This window comes from Microcella sp., assembly GCF_046293215.1.
GTDB lineage: Bacteria > Actinomycetota > Actinomycetes > Actinomycetales > Microbacteriaceae > Microcella.
In genome coordinates, this window is record NZ_JBKBPI010000012.1 from 23,334 (window position 1) to 38,662 (window position 15,329).

The 15,329-nt window shown below is 68.2% G+C and carries 13 protein-coding genes and 1 tRNA gene; 6 read left to right on the forward strand and 8 right to left on the reverse strand.

Going from position 1 to position 15,329, the window contains the following annotated elements:
* Nucleotides 1-260: 260 nt before the first annotated feature.
* Both ACK4SC_RS10715 and ACK4SC_RS10720 read right to left on the reverse strand, forming a co-directional pair.
* Nucleotides 261-333, reverse strand: a tRNA-Thr gene (locus ACK4SC_RS10715).
* A gap of 67 nt (nt 334-400) precedes the next feature.
* Complete coding sequence (locus tag ACK4SC_RS10720) at nt 401-1,327, reverse strand: DsbA family protein (RefSeq protein ID WP_409617823.1); 927 nt, start codon at nt 1,325-1,327, stop codon at nt 401-403.
* Nucleotides 1,328-1,547: 220 nt separating this feature from the next.
* On the opposite strand from ACK4SC_RS10720, the gene ACK4SC_RS10725 reads away from it, so the two are divergent.
* Together ACK4SC_RS10725 and ACK4SC_RS10730 are read left to right on the forward strand one after the other, a co-directional pair.
* Nucleotides 1,548-2,648 (forward strand): ABC transporter ATP-binding protein, encoded by a 1,101-nt coding sequence (locus ACK4SC_RS10725; RefSeq protein WP_409617825.1) that lies wholly within the window; start codon nt 1,548-1,550, stop codon nt 2,646-2,648.
* Nucleotides 2,649-2,748: 100 nt separating this feature from the next.
* The gene (locus ACK4SC_RS10730) at nt 2,749-4,068 is read left to right on the forward strand and encodes a DUF4032 domain-containing protein (RefSeq protein WP_409617827.1); all 1,320 of its coding nucleotides are present in this window, start codon (nt 2,749-2,751) and stop codon (nt 4,066-4,068) included.
* A 36-nt stretch (nt 4,069-4,104) separates the two neighbouring features.
* On the opposite strand, the gene ACK4SC_RS10735 is transcribed toward ACK4SC_RS10730, so the two are convergent.
* The 5 genes from ACK4SC_RS10735 to ACK4SC_RS10755 form a co-directional block, all read right to left on the reverse strand.
* Complete coding sequence (locus ACK4SC_RS10735) at nt 4,105-5,511, reverse strand: NAD(P)(+) transhydrogenase (Re/Si-specific) subunit beta (protein WP_409617829.1); 1,407 nt, start codon at nt 5,509-5,511, stop codon at nt 4,105-4,107.
* Nucleotides 5,511-5,822: an NAD(P) transhydrogenase subunit alpha gene (locus ACK4SC_RS10740; RefSeq protein WP_409617831.1), complete on the reverse strand. Its 312-nt coding sequence runs from the start codon at nt 5,820-5,822 to the stop codon at nt 5,511-5,513. The genes ACK4SC_RS10735 and ACK4SC_RS10740 overlap by 1 nt, the downstream gene beginning before the upstream one ends.
* On the reverse strand, nt 5,822-6,973 hold the full coding sequence (locus ACK4SC_RS10745) for a Re/Si-specific NAD(P)(+) transhydrogenase subunit alpha (RefSeq protein ID WP_409617833.1): 1,152 nt from the start codon (nt 6,971-6,973) through the stop codon (nt 5,822-5,824). Before ACK4SC_RS10745 ends, ACK4SC_RS10740 begins: the two co-directional genes overlap by 1 nt.
* 122 nt (nt 6,974-7,095) lie before the next feature.
* Nucleotides 7,096-8,439 (reverse strand): dihydrolipoamide acetyltransferase family protein, encoded by a 1,344-nt coding sequence (locus tag ACK4SC_RS10750; protein ID WP_409617834.1) that lies wholly within the window; start codon nt 8,437-8,439, stop codon nt 7,096-7,098.
* On the reverse strand, nt 8,439-10,628 hold the full coding sequence (locus ACK4SC_RS10755; protein ID WP_409617836.1) for a thiamine pyrophosphate-dependent enzyme: 2,190 nt from the start codon (nt 10,626-10,628) through the stop codon (nt 8,439-8,441). The genes ACK4SC_RS10750 and ACK4SC_RS10755 overlap by 1 nt, the downstream gene beginning before the upstream one ends.
* Nucleotides 10,629-10,774: 146 nt before the next feature.
* On the opposite strand from ACK4SC_RS10755, the gene ACK4SC_RS10760 reads away from it, so the two are divergent.
* The 3 genes from ACK4SC_RS10760 to ACK4SC_RS10770 are packed head-to-tail and all read left to right on the forward strand — an operon-like array spanning nt 10,775 to nt 13,409.
* On the forward strand, nt 10,775-11,326 hold the full coding sequence (locus ACK4SC_RS10760; protein WP_409617837.1) for a VOC family protein: 552 nt from the start codon (nt 10,775-10,777) through the stop codon (nt 11,324-11,326).
* Nucleotides 11,323-12,021 carry a GntR family transcriptional regulator gene (locus ACK4SC_RS10765; RefSeq protein ID WP_409617839.1) on the forward strand — a complete coding sequence of 233 codons (699 nt, stop codon included), beginning with the start codon at nt 11,323-11,325 and terminating at the stop codon, nt 12,019-12,021. Before ACK4SC_RS10760 ends, ACK4SC_RS10765 begins: the two co-directional genes overlap by 4 nt.
* 11 nt (nt 12,022-12,032) lie before the next feature.
* On the forward strand, nt 12,033-13,409 hold the full coding sequence (locus tag ACK4SC_RS10770; RefSeq protein WP_409617841.1) for an NADP-dependent succinic semialdehyde dehydrogenase: 1,377 nt from the start codon (nt 12,033-12,035) through the stop codon (nt 13,407-13,409).
* Between the two features lie 38 nt (nt 13,410-13,447).
* Here the strand turns inward: ACK4SC_RS10770 and ACK4SC_RS10775 are convergent, their stop codons facing one another.
* Nucleotides 13,448-14,146, reverse strand: coding sequence for a helix-turn-helix domain-containing protein (locus tag ACK4SC_RS10775; protein WP_409617843.1), 699 nt, complete (start codon nt 14,144-14,146; stop codon nt 13,448-13,450).
* Nucleotides 14,147-14,491: 345 nt separating this feature from the next.
* Between ACK4SC_RS10775 and ACK4SC_RS10780 the strand changes: the two genes are divergently transcribed.
* The gene (locus ACK4SC_RS10780) at nt 14,492-15,295 is read left to right on the forward strand and encodes an SDR family NAD(P)-dependent oxidoreductase (RefSeq protein WP_409617845.1); all 804 of its coding nucleotides are present in this window, start codon (nt 14,492-14,494) and stop codon (nt 15,293-15,295) included.
* The last annotated feature ends 34 nt before the right edge of the window (nt 15,296-15,329 follow it).

Below are 15,329 nucleotides of genomic sequence, written 5' to 3' on the forward strand. Positions count from 1 at the left end.
AGCCTGCAGAGATATGCCAAGTGCGTGTAATCGAAAAACGAACAGAAACCCCCTTTATTGGGGGCGTGTCGCCGAAATTCCTCCCCCCTCACGGGGGTATTGCGTTTTCGTGTCCGGTACGCAGGGGGTTCGATGAGCGTTAGCAGCGCGTTGGCCGTGAGCGGGCTGGGGGCGGTGCCCCCGGAATGCGCACCAGCATTCCGCCAGAGAGCCGACTGCGGGACTCGAACCCCGGAATGCGCGCCAGCATTCCGCCAGAGAGCCGACTGGGGGACTCGAACCCCCAACCGCCCGATTACAAGTCGGGTGCGCTACCAATTGCGCCAAGCCGGCCATGCGCCCGCGGGCGCTCTTTCAGCGTACCGCCGCCCGAGCATCCGTGGCGGCGCGCAGGCGACGACTACTCGTCGCCCTCCCCCTCGCCGCCGTCGTCGGCACCCTCCTCAGGCTCGGGCGTCGGGTTGAGGGTGAAGTCTTCCCCGGCCGCCTGCAGAACGAACTGCTGGAACTCGGTGGGGTCGGCGATGTTGGCCGGCAGGAACTGATCGCCGTTAACGAGCACGGTCGGCGTGCCCTGAATCGAGGCCAGGTCGGTTCCTTCGAGCGGGAGCGGTCCGGCCAGGGCGCGGTTCGTCGCGGCGGTCACCCACGACGAGAACTCGCCCGACGTGATGCACTCGGCGACGGCCGACGAACCGGCTCCGACGCTGGCGGCGTAGTCGACAAGCTGCTCGTCGCTCCACCCCGTGCCGTCTCCCGGCTGACTGGTCAGCAGCAGCTCGTTGAAGTCGAAGAAGCTGTTCGGGGCGCGGTCGGCAACGCAGGCTGCCGCGTTGGCCGCCCGCTGGCTCGCCCCCTGGTTGCTCAGAATCGCGATGGGGTGGAACGTCACCGTGGCAGAACCCGACTCGATGAGGAAGCGCAGCGTGTCAGCGTTCGCTGCCTCGAAGGCGCCGCAGGCCGGGCACAGGTAGTCAACCCAGATGTTGACGGCGACAATTCCTGGCTCGTTTTCGGGAAGGGGTCGCGGGGTCGCCTCGGGTGCAAGCCCAGGAGTGGTCACGGCGATGTAGTCGGCGCCGACGGTGATGCCGTCACTCGCCATGTTGCGCGGCCCTGGCGCTGCCGGCTGGGTGGAATTCAAAATGAGCACCGCGACGATCGCGATCACGGCAACGACGCCGAGACCGATACCGCCCTGCATGAGAAGCGTGTTGCGCTTCTCTTTTTTGCGCTGTTCTTCTCGCAGTTGGCGGGCCTTTTCGCGGGCTTCCGCGCGGCGCGCATTCTTCGTTTGACGCTCGGTGGCGCCGTCAGCATTCGGCATGGATGCTCGTGCTCCTTCTATTCCGCGGCGCACCGCGGCGGGTCGGCGGCGCCCGTGGCGCCTCACCGATGGTACGACCGCACCCTCGGGCGGCGCCAACTGACCGAAGGTGGCATACTGTCCCGAACGGGCAACGACGCCCGGGGGCTCGGCGACGGGCCCTCATCCATTCACTACGGATCGTCCGGCACGTACCTGCCGGTGAAGGAGAAAAACAGTCATGGCAACTGTTAAGTACGACAAGGCCACGCGCCTGTATCCGGGCAGCGAGGTTCCCGCGGTCGACGCTCTCGACCTCGACATCGCCGACGGCGAGTTCCTCGTCCTCGTGGGCCCCTCGGGCTGCGGAAAGTCGACCTCGCTGCGCATGCTCGCCGGCCTCGAAGAGGTCAACGCGGGCGACATCTACATTGGTGACCGCAACGTCACCGACGTTCCGCCGAAGGACCGCGACATCGCGATGGTCTTCCAGAACTACGCGCTGTACCCGCACATGTCGGTGGCCGAGAACATGGGATTCGCCCTGAAGATCGCCGGCGTGAGCAAGGACGAGCGCGCCAGCCGCGTTCTCGAGGCCGCGAAGCTGCTCGACCTCGAGCCGTACCTCGACCGCAAGCCGAAGGCGCTCTCGGGTGGTCAGCGTCAGCGCGTCGCCATGGGCCGCGCGATCGTGCGCCAGCCCCAGGTGTTCCTCATGGACGAGCCGCTGTCGAACCTCGACGCGAAGCTGCGCGTGCAGACCCGCACCCAGATCGCTTCGCTGCAGCGCCGCCTCGGCGTCACGACCGTCTACGTCACGCACGACCAGACCGAGGCGCTCACCATGGGCGACCGCATCTGCGTGCTCAAGGACGGCATCCTGCAGCAGGTCGGTACGCCGCGTGAGCTGTACGAAACGCCCAACAACGTCTTCGTGGCCGGCTTCATCGGTTCGCCCGCGATGAACCTCTTCCCGGCAGAGCTCGCCGACGGCGGCGTGAAGTTCGGCAACGCGGTGACCCCGGTCGAGCGCGCCATCATCGACGCCGCTGGCGGCAAGGTCGTCACCGTGGGCGTTCGCCCCGAAGACCTGATCGTCTCGACCACCGGCGAGGGCCTGCCCGTCGAGGTCGACATCGTCGAAGAGCTCGGTGCCGACGGTTACCTCTACGGTCACGCCGATGTCGTCGGCCAGCGCGTCGACATCGTCGCCCGCGTTGACGGCCGCGTGCACCCGCACAGCGGCGAGACGGTCTACATCACGCCCGAGCCGAAGCACGTGCACGTGTTCAACGCCGAGAGCGGCGACCGCCTCAACACGCAGCCGGTCGTTTCGGGCTAACGCTCGGGCCGACCGCACCACCGGGGGCGCGGGTGTCGCACAGACGCCCCGCCCCCGTTGTCGTGACGCGACATCCGCTGGTTTCGGACAGGGAGCATCCATGAGTGCCTCGCTCAACATCACCTCCGCCGTCGTCGACCCTGCGCTGCTCGATCTGCCGTGGAATCTGCCCCTCGACAGCTGGCCGGACGACGCGATCGCGTCGCTGCCCAAGGGCATCTCGCGTCACCTCGTGCGCTTCGTGCACCTGAGCGGCTACGTCGTGGCCATCAAGGAGACGACCGAGGAGATGGCCAGGCGCGAGTACGACATGTTGCGCACCCTGCAGCGCCTCGACGTGCCCTGTGTCGAGCCGGTCGCCGTCATCACCGGCCGCGAGTCTGACGACGGCGACCCGCTCATGCCCGTGCTCGTCACGAGGCACCTGCGCTTCTCGTTGCCGTACCGCGCGCTCTACTCGCAGACACTGCGCCCCTCCACCGCGACCCGCCTCGTCGATGCTCTCGCCGTTCTGCTCGTGCGGCTGCACCTCGCTGGCTTCTTCTGGGGCGACGTGTCGCTGTCGAACACGCTGTTCCGCCGTGACGCCGGAGCTTTCGCCGCCTACCTCGTCGATGCCGAGACCGGGCAACTCTACGAGGGGGGCCTGTCGAACGGGCAGCGCGAGAACGACCTTGAGATCGGCCGAGTCAATATCGCGGGCGAGCTGCTCGACCTGGAGGCGGGCGGCCGCCTCGACGAAAACATCGACGCGATCGACGTGTCGAACGGCATCGTCGACGCCTACCGCTCGCTGTGGAGCGAACTGACCGGCTGGGAGGCCTTCGACAAGACGGAGCGCTGGCGCATCACCCAGCGCGTCGAGCGCCTCAACGACCTCGGCTTCGACATCGAAGAACTCGCCATCACGACGGCAGGTGACTCCACGCAGGTGCGCATCAAGCCCAAGGTCGTGGATGCGGGACACCACTCACGCAGGCTGCTTCGCCTCACCGGCATCGACGCCGGCGAGAACCAGGCGCGTCGCCTGTTGAACGACCTCGACTCGTACTCAGCCGCGACCTATCCCGGCGCCGACGTCGACGAGGAGCAGGTCGCCCACGAGTGGTTGAGCCGCGTCTTCGAGCCGGTGATCCGTGCGATTCCCCGCGACCTGCGCGGGAAGCTCGAAGAGCCCGAAGTCTTCCACCAGTTGCTCGAGCACCGCTGGTTCCTGTCGCAGAACGAGTCGCGCGCCATCTCGCTCGCCGAAGCGCTCAGTTCGTACATCGACACCGTGCTCCGCCACCGGCGCGACGAGGCGACGGTCATCGCGCCGACCACCGAGTCGATCGGCGTGCCCACGCTCGACACGGCCGCGATGCCCGTCATCGAGGATGCGGACGCCGGGGCGCCCGGAAGCTGGCGCGACAAGGTCTAGCCAGCCCCGGGCATCCCGCGCGGACGCCCGCCGCCGCTACAGGTTCTTGACGGCGCCGAGCACCTTCGTGAGCGACTCCTTGGCGTCGCCGAATAGCAGCGTCGTCTTCGGGTCGAACAGCAGGTCGTTCTCGATGCCGGCGAACCCGGGCCGCATCGAGCGCTTCAGGAACACCACCTGACGCGCCTCCTGCACGTCGAGGATCGGCATGCCGTAAATCGGCGAGCCGGGCGTTGTCTTCGCGGCCGGGTTCACCACGTCGTTGGCGCCGACCACCAGCGCCACATCGGCGGTCTTGAACTGCGGGTTCACCTCGTCCATTTCGGCGAGCGCCTCGTAGGGCACGTTCGCCTCGGCGAGCAGCACGTTCATGTGCCCGGGCATGCGGCCGGCGACGGGATGAATACCGAACACGACCTCGATGCCCTTCGCTTCGAGCGTCTGCGCGAGCTCGGCCATCGTGTGCTGTGCCTGGGCGACGGCGAGTCCATACCCGGGCACCACGACCACCCGGTTGGCGTAGCCGAGCAGAATCGCCACGTCGTCGGCGCTGGAAGAGCGCACCGGGCGGTCGCTCGCGGCGGTCGACCCGGCGCTGGAGGCGCCGCGGAACGCCCCGAACAGGATGCCCGTGACGCTTCTGCCCATCGCCTTCGCCATCTCGCGGGTCAGGATCGACCCGGAGGCACCGACCAGGGTGCCTGCGACGAGCAGCAGTGTGTTGTTCAGCACAAGACCGGACGCCGCGACCGCGAGCCCGGTGCCGGCGTTCAGCAGCGAGATCACGATCGGCACGTCGGCGCCGCCAACGGGAAGCACGAGCAGGACGCCGAGCACTGAGCCGACGCCGAGGCCGGCGACGGCGGCGCTCCACTTCAGCCCGCCGAGCCCGACGCTGGCAAGCCAGGCCTCGGGCAGCACGATGATCGCTGCGGCGGCGAGGCCAACGACGGCGAGCACGACGATGACGGCCGCGTGACCGGTGAACACGATCGGGCGGGTCGGCATCAGCTCTTGCAGCTTGAGGAAGGTGATGACCGAGCCCGAGAACGCGATCGAGCCGACGAGCACCGTGAAGGCGACGGCAAGGTACGCGCCGAACGAGACAGAGTGCTCGAGCTCGAGCAGCGCGACGAGAGCGGCAGCGCCACCGCCGACGCCGTTGAACAGGGCGACGAGCTGCGGCATCTGCGTCATCTTGACCATGCGCGAGGCAGGCACGGCGATGATCGTGCCGACCGCGATGACACCGAGGATCAGCGCGAGGTTGTCGAGTTCGGTCGAGAGGAAGACCACCACCATGGCGATGACGGCGCCGAGCGCTCCGACGAGGTTGCCGCGCCGCGCGGTGCGGGGGCTCCCCAGTCCCTTGAGCGCCAGGATGAAGCAGACCGCGGCAACGAGATAGAGCAGGGCGGTCCATTCGGGGGTGAGCACAGTCATCAGGCGTCACTCCCCTCGCGAGCGGCCGGGGCGGAGCCGCGGCCGCGGAACATTTCGAGCATCCGGTCGGTGACGACGAAGCCGCCGACGAGGTTGACCGTCGCCATGAGCACGGCGATGAGGGCGATGACGAGCGTGAGCGGGTCGTCGGCGCTGCCCGCGACGATGACCGCGCCGACGAGGATGATGCCGTGGATCGCGTTCGCGCCCGACATCAAGGGAGTGTGCAGGGTGCTCGACACCTTCGACACGACCTCGAAGCCGACGAAGACGGCGAGGACGAAGAAGGTGAGCAGGGTGATGGCCTCCATCAGGCGGCTCCGTTCCGCTCGGCGACCGCCTGCGCGGTCGGCTCGTGACGGACAGCGCCGCCGTGGGTGAGGCACGCCCCGGCGACGACCTCGTCGTCGAAGTCGGGGGTGAGGGCGCCGTCGACCGTCATCAGGCCGATCAGCTGGGCGATGTTTTGGGCGAGCAGTCGCGAGGCGTCGAACGCCATCGTCGACGCCGGATCCTTCATGCCGACAAGAGTGATCGCGCCGCCATCGACGGCCACGGAGGTGTCGACGCCGGCGACCGCACCCTCGACGTTTCCGCCCGACTCGGCTGCAAGGTCGACGATCACGCTGCCCGGCGTCATGCCGCTCAGCATGTCGGCCGTGATGAGACGCGGAGCGGGGCGGCCAGGGATGGCTGCCGTCGTGATGATGATGTCGGCCGCCTGCACGTGCGGGGTCAGCAGTTCGCGCTGGCGGGCCGCGCGGTCGGCGGCCAGCTCTTTCGCGTAGCCGCCCGCCGCATCGGCGTTCTCGTCGAGGTCGAGGTGGATGAACGTGCCGCCCATCGACCGCACCTCATCGGCGGATGCACTGCGCACGTCGTACGCGGACACTTTGGCCCCGAGGCGCTTCGCCGTCGCGATCGCCTGCAGGCCAGCGACACCCGCACCCAGCACGAGCACCTTCGCCGGAGGGATAGTGCCGGCCGCCGTCATGTAGAGCGGCAGGAAGCGGGGGAAGCGGGTGGCGGCCTCGAGCACGCAGCGGTAGCCGGCAATGAGCGCCTGCGAGGTGAGGGCGTCCATCGACTGAGCACGCGAGATGCGTGGCACCAGTTCGAGCGCGAACGCCGTCACGCCACGGTCGGCGAGCGCCGCAACGGCCTCCAGCTCGCCGGCGGGTGCCGCGAAACCGACGGTCACCGCGCCGGGCTTCAGCGCGGCGATCGTGGCGGGGTCGAGCGGGCGCACGTGAGCGAAGACGTCGGCCGCGGCGAGGTCGACGGTGTCAACGATCGTGGCGCCCGCGTCGGCATACGCGGGGTCGGTGTATCCGGAAGCGGCCCCCGCGTCGCTCTCGACGACGACCTGGTACCCCTCCCGTACATAGGTCGCGACGGTCGCGGGGGTGGCGGCGACGCGCCGCTCCCCCTCGATCGGCTCGCGCCGGATGGCAATCTGCATGGGTCTGAACTCACCTTCGAGTTAGGGGGGAGAAATTCACCCGATCAGGGCGAACGTATCGCGACCGGGGGTCCGCCGCTACCACCTCGCGACGGACCCCCGATCGGGCTGTGCGTGACGCCTCAGGCGAGGATCGTCAGCGGGTTCTCGATGCGCGCGACGAAGGCGGCGAGCCAGCGTGCGGCAAGCGCCCCATCCCACGCGCGGTGATCAGCCGAGAGCGTGACCGCCATGACGGTGCCCACCTCGAGCGCACCGTCGACGACGACCGGCGCCTGCCGCGCCGCGCCGACCGCAAGGATGCCCGCCTGGGGCGGATTGATGATCGCGCTGAACGAGCGGGTGCCGAACATGCCGAGGTTCGACACCGAGAAGCTGCCGCCCTGCATCTCGTCGGGGCGCAGACCCCCCTCACGGGCGCGGGTCGCCAGGTCGGCGATCGAGCGGCCCAGGGCGCTGACGCTGAGCGCCTCGGCCCCGCGCACGACGGGCACGACGAGCCCGTCGTCCAGCGACACCGCGATGCCGATGTCGACCGCGGCGTGCCGCACCATTCCCTCGTCGCTCCAGGTGCGGTTCGCCTCGGGAACGTCGAGGAACGCACCGGCAACGGCCTTCACGACGAGGTCGTTGACGCTGATCTTCGATGCGGCGCCCTCGTTCAGACGCGTGCGCAGGTCGAGCAGTGCGTCGACTCGGCATTCGGCCTCGAGGTAGAAGTGCGGCACCTGGTTCTTGCTCTCGGTGAGCCGTCGCGCGATGGTGGCCCGCATGCGGCTGTGCGGCACCAGCTCGGCACCCTCCGGCAGCGCGGCGGGCGTGCCACTCGCGGCCGACACAGACGAGGCGGGCGCGGATGCGCGGGGCGCATCGCCCGCGCCCGTCGCGGTGGCACTCTGGCCGCCCCCGCTGGCGATGAGCGCCTCGAGGTCTTTGCGCACGATGCGGCCGTCGGGGCCGGAGCCCTGAACGCCGTCGAGGCTGATGCCCTTCTCGCGGGCGAGCCGCCGCACGAGGGGGCTGATGAACTGGCGTCCCCCGTGAGAGGCGGGGGCCGGAGCGTTTGGCGCCTCGGCGGGGGTGCTCGCGGCAGCCGGCGCTGCCGGGGACGCCGGGGCGGAGGGCGCCGGGGACGCGACGGGCGCCGCGGGGGCGCTCGGAGCATCCGGGGTCGCGGGCGCACTTGCGGCCGGTGCCGCGGGTGCGTCCTCGACCGTCGGGGTTTCGCCCGCCTCGCCGACGACCGCGATCGGTGCACCGACGTCCACCGAGTCGCCCTCGGCAACGACCAGCTCGAGAACCGTGCCGGCCGTCTCGGCCGTGTACTCGACGACGGCCTTCTCTGTCTCGATCTCGGCGAACGGCTGGCCCACCTCAATGGTGTCGCCGGGGGCGACGAGCCACTTCTGCACGGCGGCCTCGGTGACGTTCGCGAGCACCTCCGGCATGCGAATGGTGGTCGACATCAGCGCGCTCCTCCCGCGTGGCGGCGCACGGTCTCGAGGCCGGCGACGACCTCTTCGGTGCGCGCGATGGCGGCACGCTCGAGTACCTTCGAGATCGACGGCGACGACTCGGCGCCGGTGACGCGCTGCACGGGCTGGTCGAGCCAGTCGAACAGGCGCCGCTGAATCTCGTCGGCAAGCCACGAGCCGTACGACGTGCCGACGGCGCCCTGCTCGACGATCAAGACGGCGTTGGTCTTCTTGACGCTCTTCTCGATGGTCTCCCAGTCGAGGGATGCGCGGTCGAGCCAGCGCAGGTCGATCAGCTCGGCGTCGACGCCGGTCTGCTCGATCGCCTCGAGGCTGTGCGTGACCATCGACAGATAGCTGATGACGGTCACCTCGCTACCCTCGCGGCGAACGGCGGCCTTCCCGGGCGGAATGATGTAGTCCATGTCGCCGTCGATGATGGTGTCTTTCGCTCCGTACAGGTCGACGTGCTCGATCACGAGCACCGGGTCCTGCAGGGCGAGCGCGGCGTTCATCAGGCCGACGTAGTCTTCGGCGCACGACGGGGCGACGATGCGCCAGCCGGGACTCGTGGCGAAGATGCCGGCCGGATCCATGAGGTGCTGCGAGCCGTAGCCCGAGCCCATGGCGACCTTGGTGCGCAGCACGAGCGGCACGGGGTTGTCGCCACCGAACATGTGACGCGCCTTGCCGATCTGGTTGAAGACTTGGTCGGCGGCCACCCACATGAAGTCGGGGTACATGAACTCGATAACGGGGCGGTAGCGCCCGTCGAGGGCGAGTCCGCCCCCGAGGCCGGCGAACGCATTCTCGCTGATCGGGGTTCCGAGGGTGCGGTCGGGGAACGCCGTCGACAGGTTCTTTGTCGCACCGTTCGTGCCGCCCTTCAGGCGGTGAACGTCTTCGCCCAGCACGATAATTCGGTCGTCCTGACCCATCCGGTGTTCCATCACACCGGCGACCGCGTCGACGAACTTCACGTCTTTCCGCGGGCGGGTGTCGGCGGTCGGCTCGAGGGCGGTCAGCGCGTCCAGCTCGCTGCCGTCACCCCGTACGCCCACGTTGACAAACGCGGGGTCGGGCCACAGCTCGGGCCGGATGCGGCGGCGACCCTCCTTCTCGGGGTCGGCCTCCAGCAGCTCGGCGGTGGCCGCATCCATCGCCGCGAGCGCCTGCTGGCGCACCTGCTCGAGGCCGGCCTCATCAATGAGGCCGAGCTTCTGCATCTCGTCAGCGACCTTGATCAGCGGGTCGCGCTTCTTCCACTCCTCCTCTTCCTCCTTCGTGCGGTAGCCGAAGGCGCTGCCCGGGTACGGCCCGTTCTGGTGGAAGAAGCGGTAGACCTCGGCCTCGATGACGACGGGGCCGTTGCCGGCCCGCATGTGGGCGGCGGCCTCCTCCATCGCGAGGTGCACGGCGAGCGGGTCCATGCCGTCGACGCGCCACGAGGGGATACCGAAGCCCTGACCGCGCACCGACAGGCGGGTGTCGGCGACCGATTCTTCGATGTGGGTCGAGACTGCGTAGAGGTTGTTCTCGACGAAGAACGCGACCGGCAGCTTCCAGGCCGCAGCGAGGTTCATCGATTCGAGCACCGAGCCGATCTGGGCGGCGCCGTCGCCGAAGTAGTTGATGGTGAGGTCGTCGGTGCCCGAGCGCTTCTGCGCCCACGCGTTGCCGGTCGCCATGGGCGCGCCGCCGCCGACGATGGCGTTCGTGCCGAGGGCGCCGGCCTCGAACCACTGCAGGTGCATCGAGCCGCCGCGTCCGCGGCAGTAGCCCTGGGCAAGCCCGAGAATCTCGGCGAGGGTCTTCTGCAGAACCTCCTGGATGCGCGGGGTCACCAGCTCGGACGGGTTCAGCCCATCGGGCGCCACGTGCGTCAGCGCTTTGGCGAGGAACTGGTGGTGGCCACGGTGCGAGCCGTTGACGGCATCGGTCGTTCGGAGGCCCACGATCGAGCCGACCGCGCCACCCTCTTGTCCGATGGAGGAGTGGGCGGGGCCGTGCACGAGGCCTTCACCGGCGAGCTCGAGAACGCGCTCTTCGAAGGCCCGGATGAGGTGCAGCTGCCCGAGCATCGTCTGCAGCAGACCGGGGTCGGCCTTCTTCCAGTCGGCGGCAGTGGTCGACAACTCGACCCAGTCGATCCCGGTTTCCAAACGTCGTCGTTTCGGCATTGCCGCTCCTTCGGTGGCGCGTAGCGAGCATCGTGCGATGCGCGGTGAGGACACAGTACCCAGGATTGCATCCAATCTCAACCGTTTTTCGGCCAGAGGGTGGCCCTTAGCCCCGAAGTGTGGCTATATTGCATGCACTGGCAATGGTGACGGACACGGGAGGCACGATGACGACGGGAATCCCCGGACTGCGCGGAACCGACCACATCGGCTTCACCGTCCCGAACCTCGAGGAAGCGCACGACTTCTTCGTCAACGTCATCGGATGCGAGTACGTCTACTCGCTGGGGCCGTATGTGTCGGACACCGATTGGATGCAGACGAACCTCAACGTGCATCCCCGCACCACGATTCGTGAGCTGCGCTTCTACCGGTGCGGGATCGGAACCAACTTCGAAATCTTTGAGTACGACGCCGCGGACGGGCAGGCGCCGCAGCCCCGCAACAGCGATATCGGCGGGCACCACCTCGCCTTCTACGTCGACGACTTCGACGCCGCGCTTGACTACCTGCGCGGGCACGGGGTGCGCATCCTCGGCGAGCCGACCTGGAGCAAGAACGCCAGCGAGGGACAGCGCTGGGTGTACTTCCTGAGCCCCTGGGGCATGCAGTTCGAGCTCGTGAGCTTCCCGCAGGGGAAGGCCTATGAAAAGACGTCACCCGTGCTCCTCTGGGACACCAGGGAGCCGGGCCGATGAGCGATGCCGCCCGAATCACCACACCACAACCGCGCGACGGCAACACGAGCGCGCGCGTCGCCGACGCGATCCGCGAGGCGATTCTCGACGGCACCTACCCTCCCGGCGCTCGCCTGCGCCAGGAGGAGATAGCGGCTCGTTTCGGAGCGAGCCGGGTGCCCGTGCGGGAAGCGTTGAAGATTCTGGAGGCTGACGGACTCGTCACCCTCGTCGCCAACACGGGCGCCTGGGTCTCGCGCATGACGCTCGCCGAGTGCGAGGAGGTGTACCAGACGCGCGAACGCGTCGAACCCCTGCTGCTGCGCATGTCTGCGCCGCGGCTCACCAGCGCCGATATCGATCGGCTCGAGGAGCTTGCCACGCGCATGGCAGAGACGGATGACGTCGAGGAGTTCCTCCGGCTCGACCGAGAGTTTCACGCCGGCACCTACTCCGGCGCCGACACGCTCGTGCTCGGTGATCTCGTTACCCGACTGTGGGGCGCGACGCAGCCGTACCGCCGCGCCTACACCCTGCTCATCGATTCACACCGGCAACGCATTGTGCACGACGAGCACCACATGATCGTCACCGCCCTTCGCGAGAACGACCTCGAGAGTGCCGAACGCACCGTCGAGAGCCACATCCGGCGTACCCGCCGGCTCCTCGCCGACCACCCCGAGATTTTCACCGAGGCCGCGCCCGCGGCCGACTAGGAGGCTTCCCCATGGCGATCGCCGTGACCAACCCGACCACCGGAATCACCGAGCGCGAGTTCACTGCGCATGACGCGACCGAGGTGGAGCGCCGCCTGGGGCTCGCCGCGGCCGCTGCCCGCGTGCTGCGTCGCGAAACGTACGCCCAGCGCGCCGAATGGATGCGCGCATCCGCCGATCTGCTCGAGGCGGAGGCCGAGGAGGTCGCCGTCATGATCACGCGCGAGATGGGCAAGCCCATCGCGCAGTCGCGCGCCGAGGCGCTCAAGTGCGTGAAGAACATGCGCTTCTACGCCGACAACGCCGAAACCTTTCTCGCCGACGAGCCGCTCGACGACCCCAGCGTGGTGGGCGCGAGCGCCGCGTGGGCCCGCTACGAGCCGCTCGGCGTGGTGCTCGCCGTTATGCCGTGGAATTACCCGCTGTGGCAGGTCATCCGCTTCGCCGCCCCCGCCCTCATGGCGGGCAACGCGGGTGTGCTGAAGCACGCGTCGAACGTGCCCGAGTCGGCGCTGTACCTCGACACGCTCTTCACGCGCGGCGGGTTCCCGGAGGGGTCGTTCACGACGCTTCTCATCGGGGCCGGCGCGGTGGACGCCATCATCGACGACCGTCGCATCGCCGCCGTGACGCTCACGGGCTCGGAACCCGCGGGTCGCGCGGTCGGCGCCCGCGCGGGCGGCCAGGTGAAGAAGGCCGTACTCGAGCTCGGCGGATCCGACCCGTTCATCGTCCTGCCGTCGGCCGACCTGGATGCTGCTGTCGCCACCGCGGTCACCGCCCGGATCAATAACAACGGCCAGTCATGCATCGCCGGAAAACGCTTCATCGTGCACACGGACGTCTACGACGTGTTCGCCGAGAAATTCACCGCGGCCATGGCGGCGCTCACCGTTGGCGACCCCATGGATGAGAACGTGCAGGTGGGCCCGCTCGCGAACCGGAGCGGACGTGACGAGCTGGCCGAGCTGGTCGATGATGCCGTCGCCCAGGGTGCGACCGTGCTGACCGGCGGGTCGGTACCCGGGGGCGCCGGCTGGTTCTACCCGCCGACCGTGGTCGCCGACCTGCCCGACAGCGCCCGCCTCGTCATGGAGGAAGCGTTTGGACCGGTGGCGACCCTGTATCGCGCCGCCGACATCGACGACGCCATCCGCATCGCCAACCAGACGACGTTCGGACTGAGCTCGGCGGCATGGACGACGGACGCTGACGAACAGGACTACCTGATGCGCGAACTCGACGCCGGCGCCGTCTTCATCAACGGCATGACGATCTCGTACCCCGAGCTACCGTTCGGCGGCATCAAAGACTCGGGCTTCGGGCGCGAGCTGGCCGCCGCGGGAATCCGCGAGTTCTGCAACCTCAAGACGGTGTGGAAGGGCTGATCCGAGCCCTCACCCGCCGCGCGCTGTGGCTCGGCGAACTACCGCTGCTGGTGTAGGTGGTTCGCCGAGCCGACGCTCGAGAACGCTTCGCGCATCTCGTCGTCGACCCGATCGAGAACGAACCAAATTGCGTGCACTTCCTCGTCTGAGCTGTTCCAGAACCGGTGCGGAATCGACGAGTCGAACGAAATAGAGTCGCCCACCTCCAAAACCGCGGTGCCGAAGCCGACCTGCACGTTGAGCCGACCGCGGATGATGACCCCGTACTCGCGACCGTCGTGCCGCACGTAGTCGGCAGGAGGCTCGGCACCGGGCGCCGGGGCGTAAATGACGTCGATGAACTCGGCGTGCGACTCAGGCTTCGCGGTCAGGCGCTCCCACCGTGGGCCGGAGCTGAGGCTGATTGTCGGGCGATCAGCGTGCCGGAGCACGATGCCCGCCTCTTCCAGGGACGTGTCTTTCGAGCGCACGACCACGGCGTCGTCTTCGGGAAACGGCGGCGCGGCTCCCTCGTCAGGAGTCTCCTCGAACAGGCTGTCCATGGAGATGCCGAGCTCGCTGACGACCGTGTAGAGCGCCCGGACACTGAACGAGGCGAGTCCGCGTTCAACCTGAGAAACGTGGCTGGCGGAGACGTCAACACGGCGCGAGAGCTCACGCACGCTCATTCCGCGGGCCTCGCGAGCAAGGCGAATGCGCTCGCCGACGATCGCCCACTCGTTCTCAGTCTCCGTCATCGCCAGCTTCCTCGCTTTCGTGCGTCAGGTGCCAGTGTATGCCGGACGCTCCCCCGTACTGCTCCACAGAACACAGGGCGGCGCCGCGCCGGACCGGCGCGGGACCAGCCGAGGCCGCGTCACCGAGGGCTTTTTCACCCTACTGTTCACCTTATGTGTACACAAGCACGGCAAAGGGTGCGCGCAAACCGTTGCCTGTCGGCAATTGCCGGCTCTTGACGCCCCCGCATGGGGCAAGTGTATGGTGTGGGATAACACCGACACGGTCGTCGGGATGCTGAAGCACACAGTGCCGGCCTCCTCCACGGCCGCCGACCACTGACTCAGCAAAGGGGAATCGCTCCCATGGACACCACTCGTCTCGCCGGCAAGAACGTTCTCATCACCGGCGCCGCCCAGGGCATGGGCGCAGCCGTCGGCAAGTACTACGCCGCCCAGGGCGCCAAGGTCTGCCTCGGTGACGTGAATCTCGAGGGCGCGCAGAACGTTGCCCAGGAGATCATCGACGCGGGCGGCGTCGCCACGGCCGTTGCCCTCGACGTGACGAAGCGCGAGTCGGCTGCCGCAGCGGTTGCGCACACGGTGGCCGAATTCGGCAGCATCAATGTGCTGCTCAACAACGCGGGCATCAACAAGCCGCTGTTCTTCCTCGACATCACCGAGGAGAACTGGCAACGCATCATGGACGTCAACGCCTGGGGAACCCTCGTGTGCATGCAGGAGGCGGCGAAGCAGATGGTCAAGCAGGGCAAGCAGGACTACCCGTACAAGATCATCAACGTCGGCTCGATTCTCTCGCGCGACGCCTTCGACGACGTCGTGCCATACGCCGCCTCGAAGCACGCGGTATTGGCATTCATCAAGGGCGGGGCCAAGGCGCTCATCGAGCACAACATCACCGTGAACGGCTACGGACCCGGCGTTGTGCGCACCGAGCTCTGGGAACAGCTCGACAAGGACCTCGTCGCGATCGGCAAGTTCGAGAAGCCCGGACAGTCGATGGACTCGCTCGCCGAGAACATGATTCTCATGAAGCGCTACTCGTATCCGGAAGACGTGGTGGGGACCGCGGCGTTCCTGGCAAGCCCCGAGAGCGACTACATGACGGGACAGCTGCTGATGATCGACGGTGGCATGGTGATGCAGTAACCACCCCCGGTGTACACACGGGGGGCCTCCCGAG

Excerpts from the sequence above, each read along its gene's own strand:
- ACK4SC_RS10775 (WP_409617843.1), bottom strand. The coding sequence starts at position 14,146 with ATGACGGAGACTGAGAACGAGTGGGCGATCGTCGGCGAGCGCATTCGC.
- ACK4SC_RS10720 (WP_409617823.1), bottom strand. The coding sequence starts at position 1,327 with ATGCCGAATGCTGACGGCGCCACCGAGCGTCAAACGAAGAATGCGCGC.
- ACK4SC_RS10750 (WP_409617834.1), bottom strand. The coding sequence starts at position 8,439 with ATGTCGACCACCATTCGCATGCCGGAGGTGCTCGCGAACGTCACCGAG.
- ACK4SC_RS10735 (WP_409617829.1), bottom strand. The coding sequence starts at position 5,511 with ATGACTGTGCTCACCCCCGAATGGACCGCCCTGCTCTATCTCGTTGCC.
- ACK4SC_RS10755 (WP_409617836.1), bottom strand. The coding sequence starts at position 10,628 with ATGCCGAAACGACGACGTTTGGAAACCGGGATCGACTGGGTCGAGTTG.
- ACK4SC_RS10745 (WP_409617833.1), bottom strand. The coding sequence starts at position 6,973 with ATGCAGATTGCCATCCGGCGCGAGCCGATCGAGGGGGAGCGGCGCGTC.
- ACK4SC_RS10765 (WP_409617839.1), top strand. The coding sequence starts at position 11,323 with ATGAGCGATGCCGCCCGAATCACCACACCACAACCGCGCGACGGCAAC.
- ACK4SC_RS10780 (WP_409617845.1), top strand. The coding sequence starts at position 14,492 with ATGGACACCACTCGTCTCGCCGGCAAGAACGTTCTCATCACCGGCGCC.
- ACK4SC_RS10770 (WP_409617841.1), top strand. The coding sequence starts at position 12,033 with ATGGCGATCGCCGTGACCAACCCGACCACCGGAATCACCGAGCGCGAG.
- ACK4SC_RS10730 (WP_409617827.1), top strand. The coding sequence starts at position 2,749 with ATGAGTGCCTCGCTCAACATCACCTCCGCCGTCGTCGACCCTGCGCTG.
- ACK4SC_RS10740 (WP_409617831.1), bottom strand. The coding sequence starts at position 5,822 with ATGGAGGCCATCACCCTGCTCACCTTCTTCGTCCTCGCCGTCTTCGTC.
- ACK4SC_RS10725 (WP_409617825.1), top strand. The coding sequence starts at position 1,548 with ATGGCAACTGTTAAGTACGACAAGGCCACGCGCCTGTATCCGGGCAGC.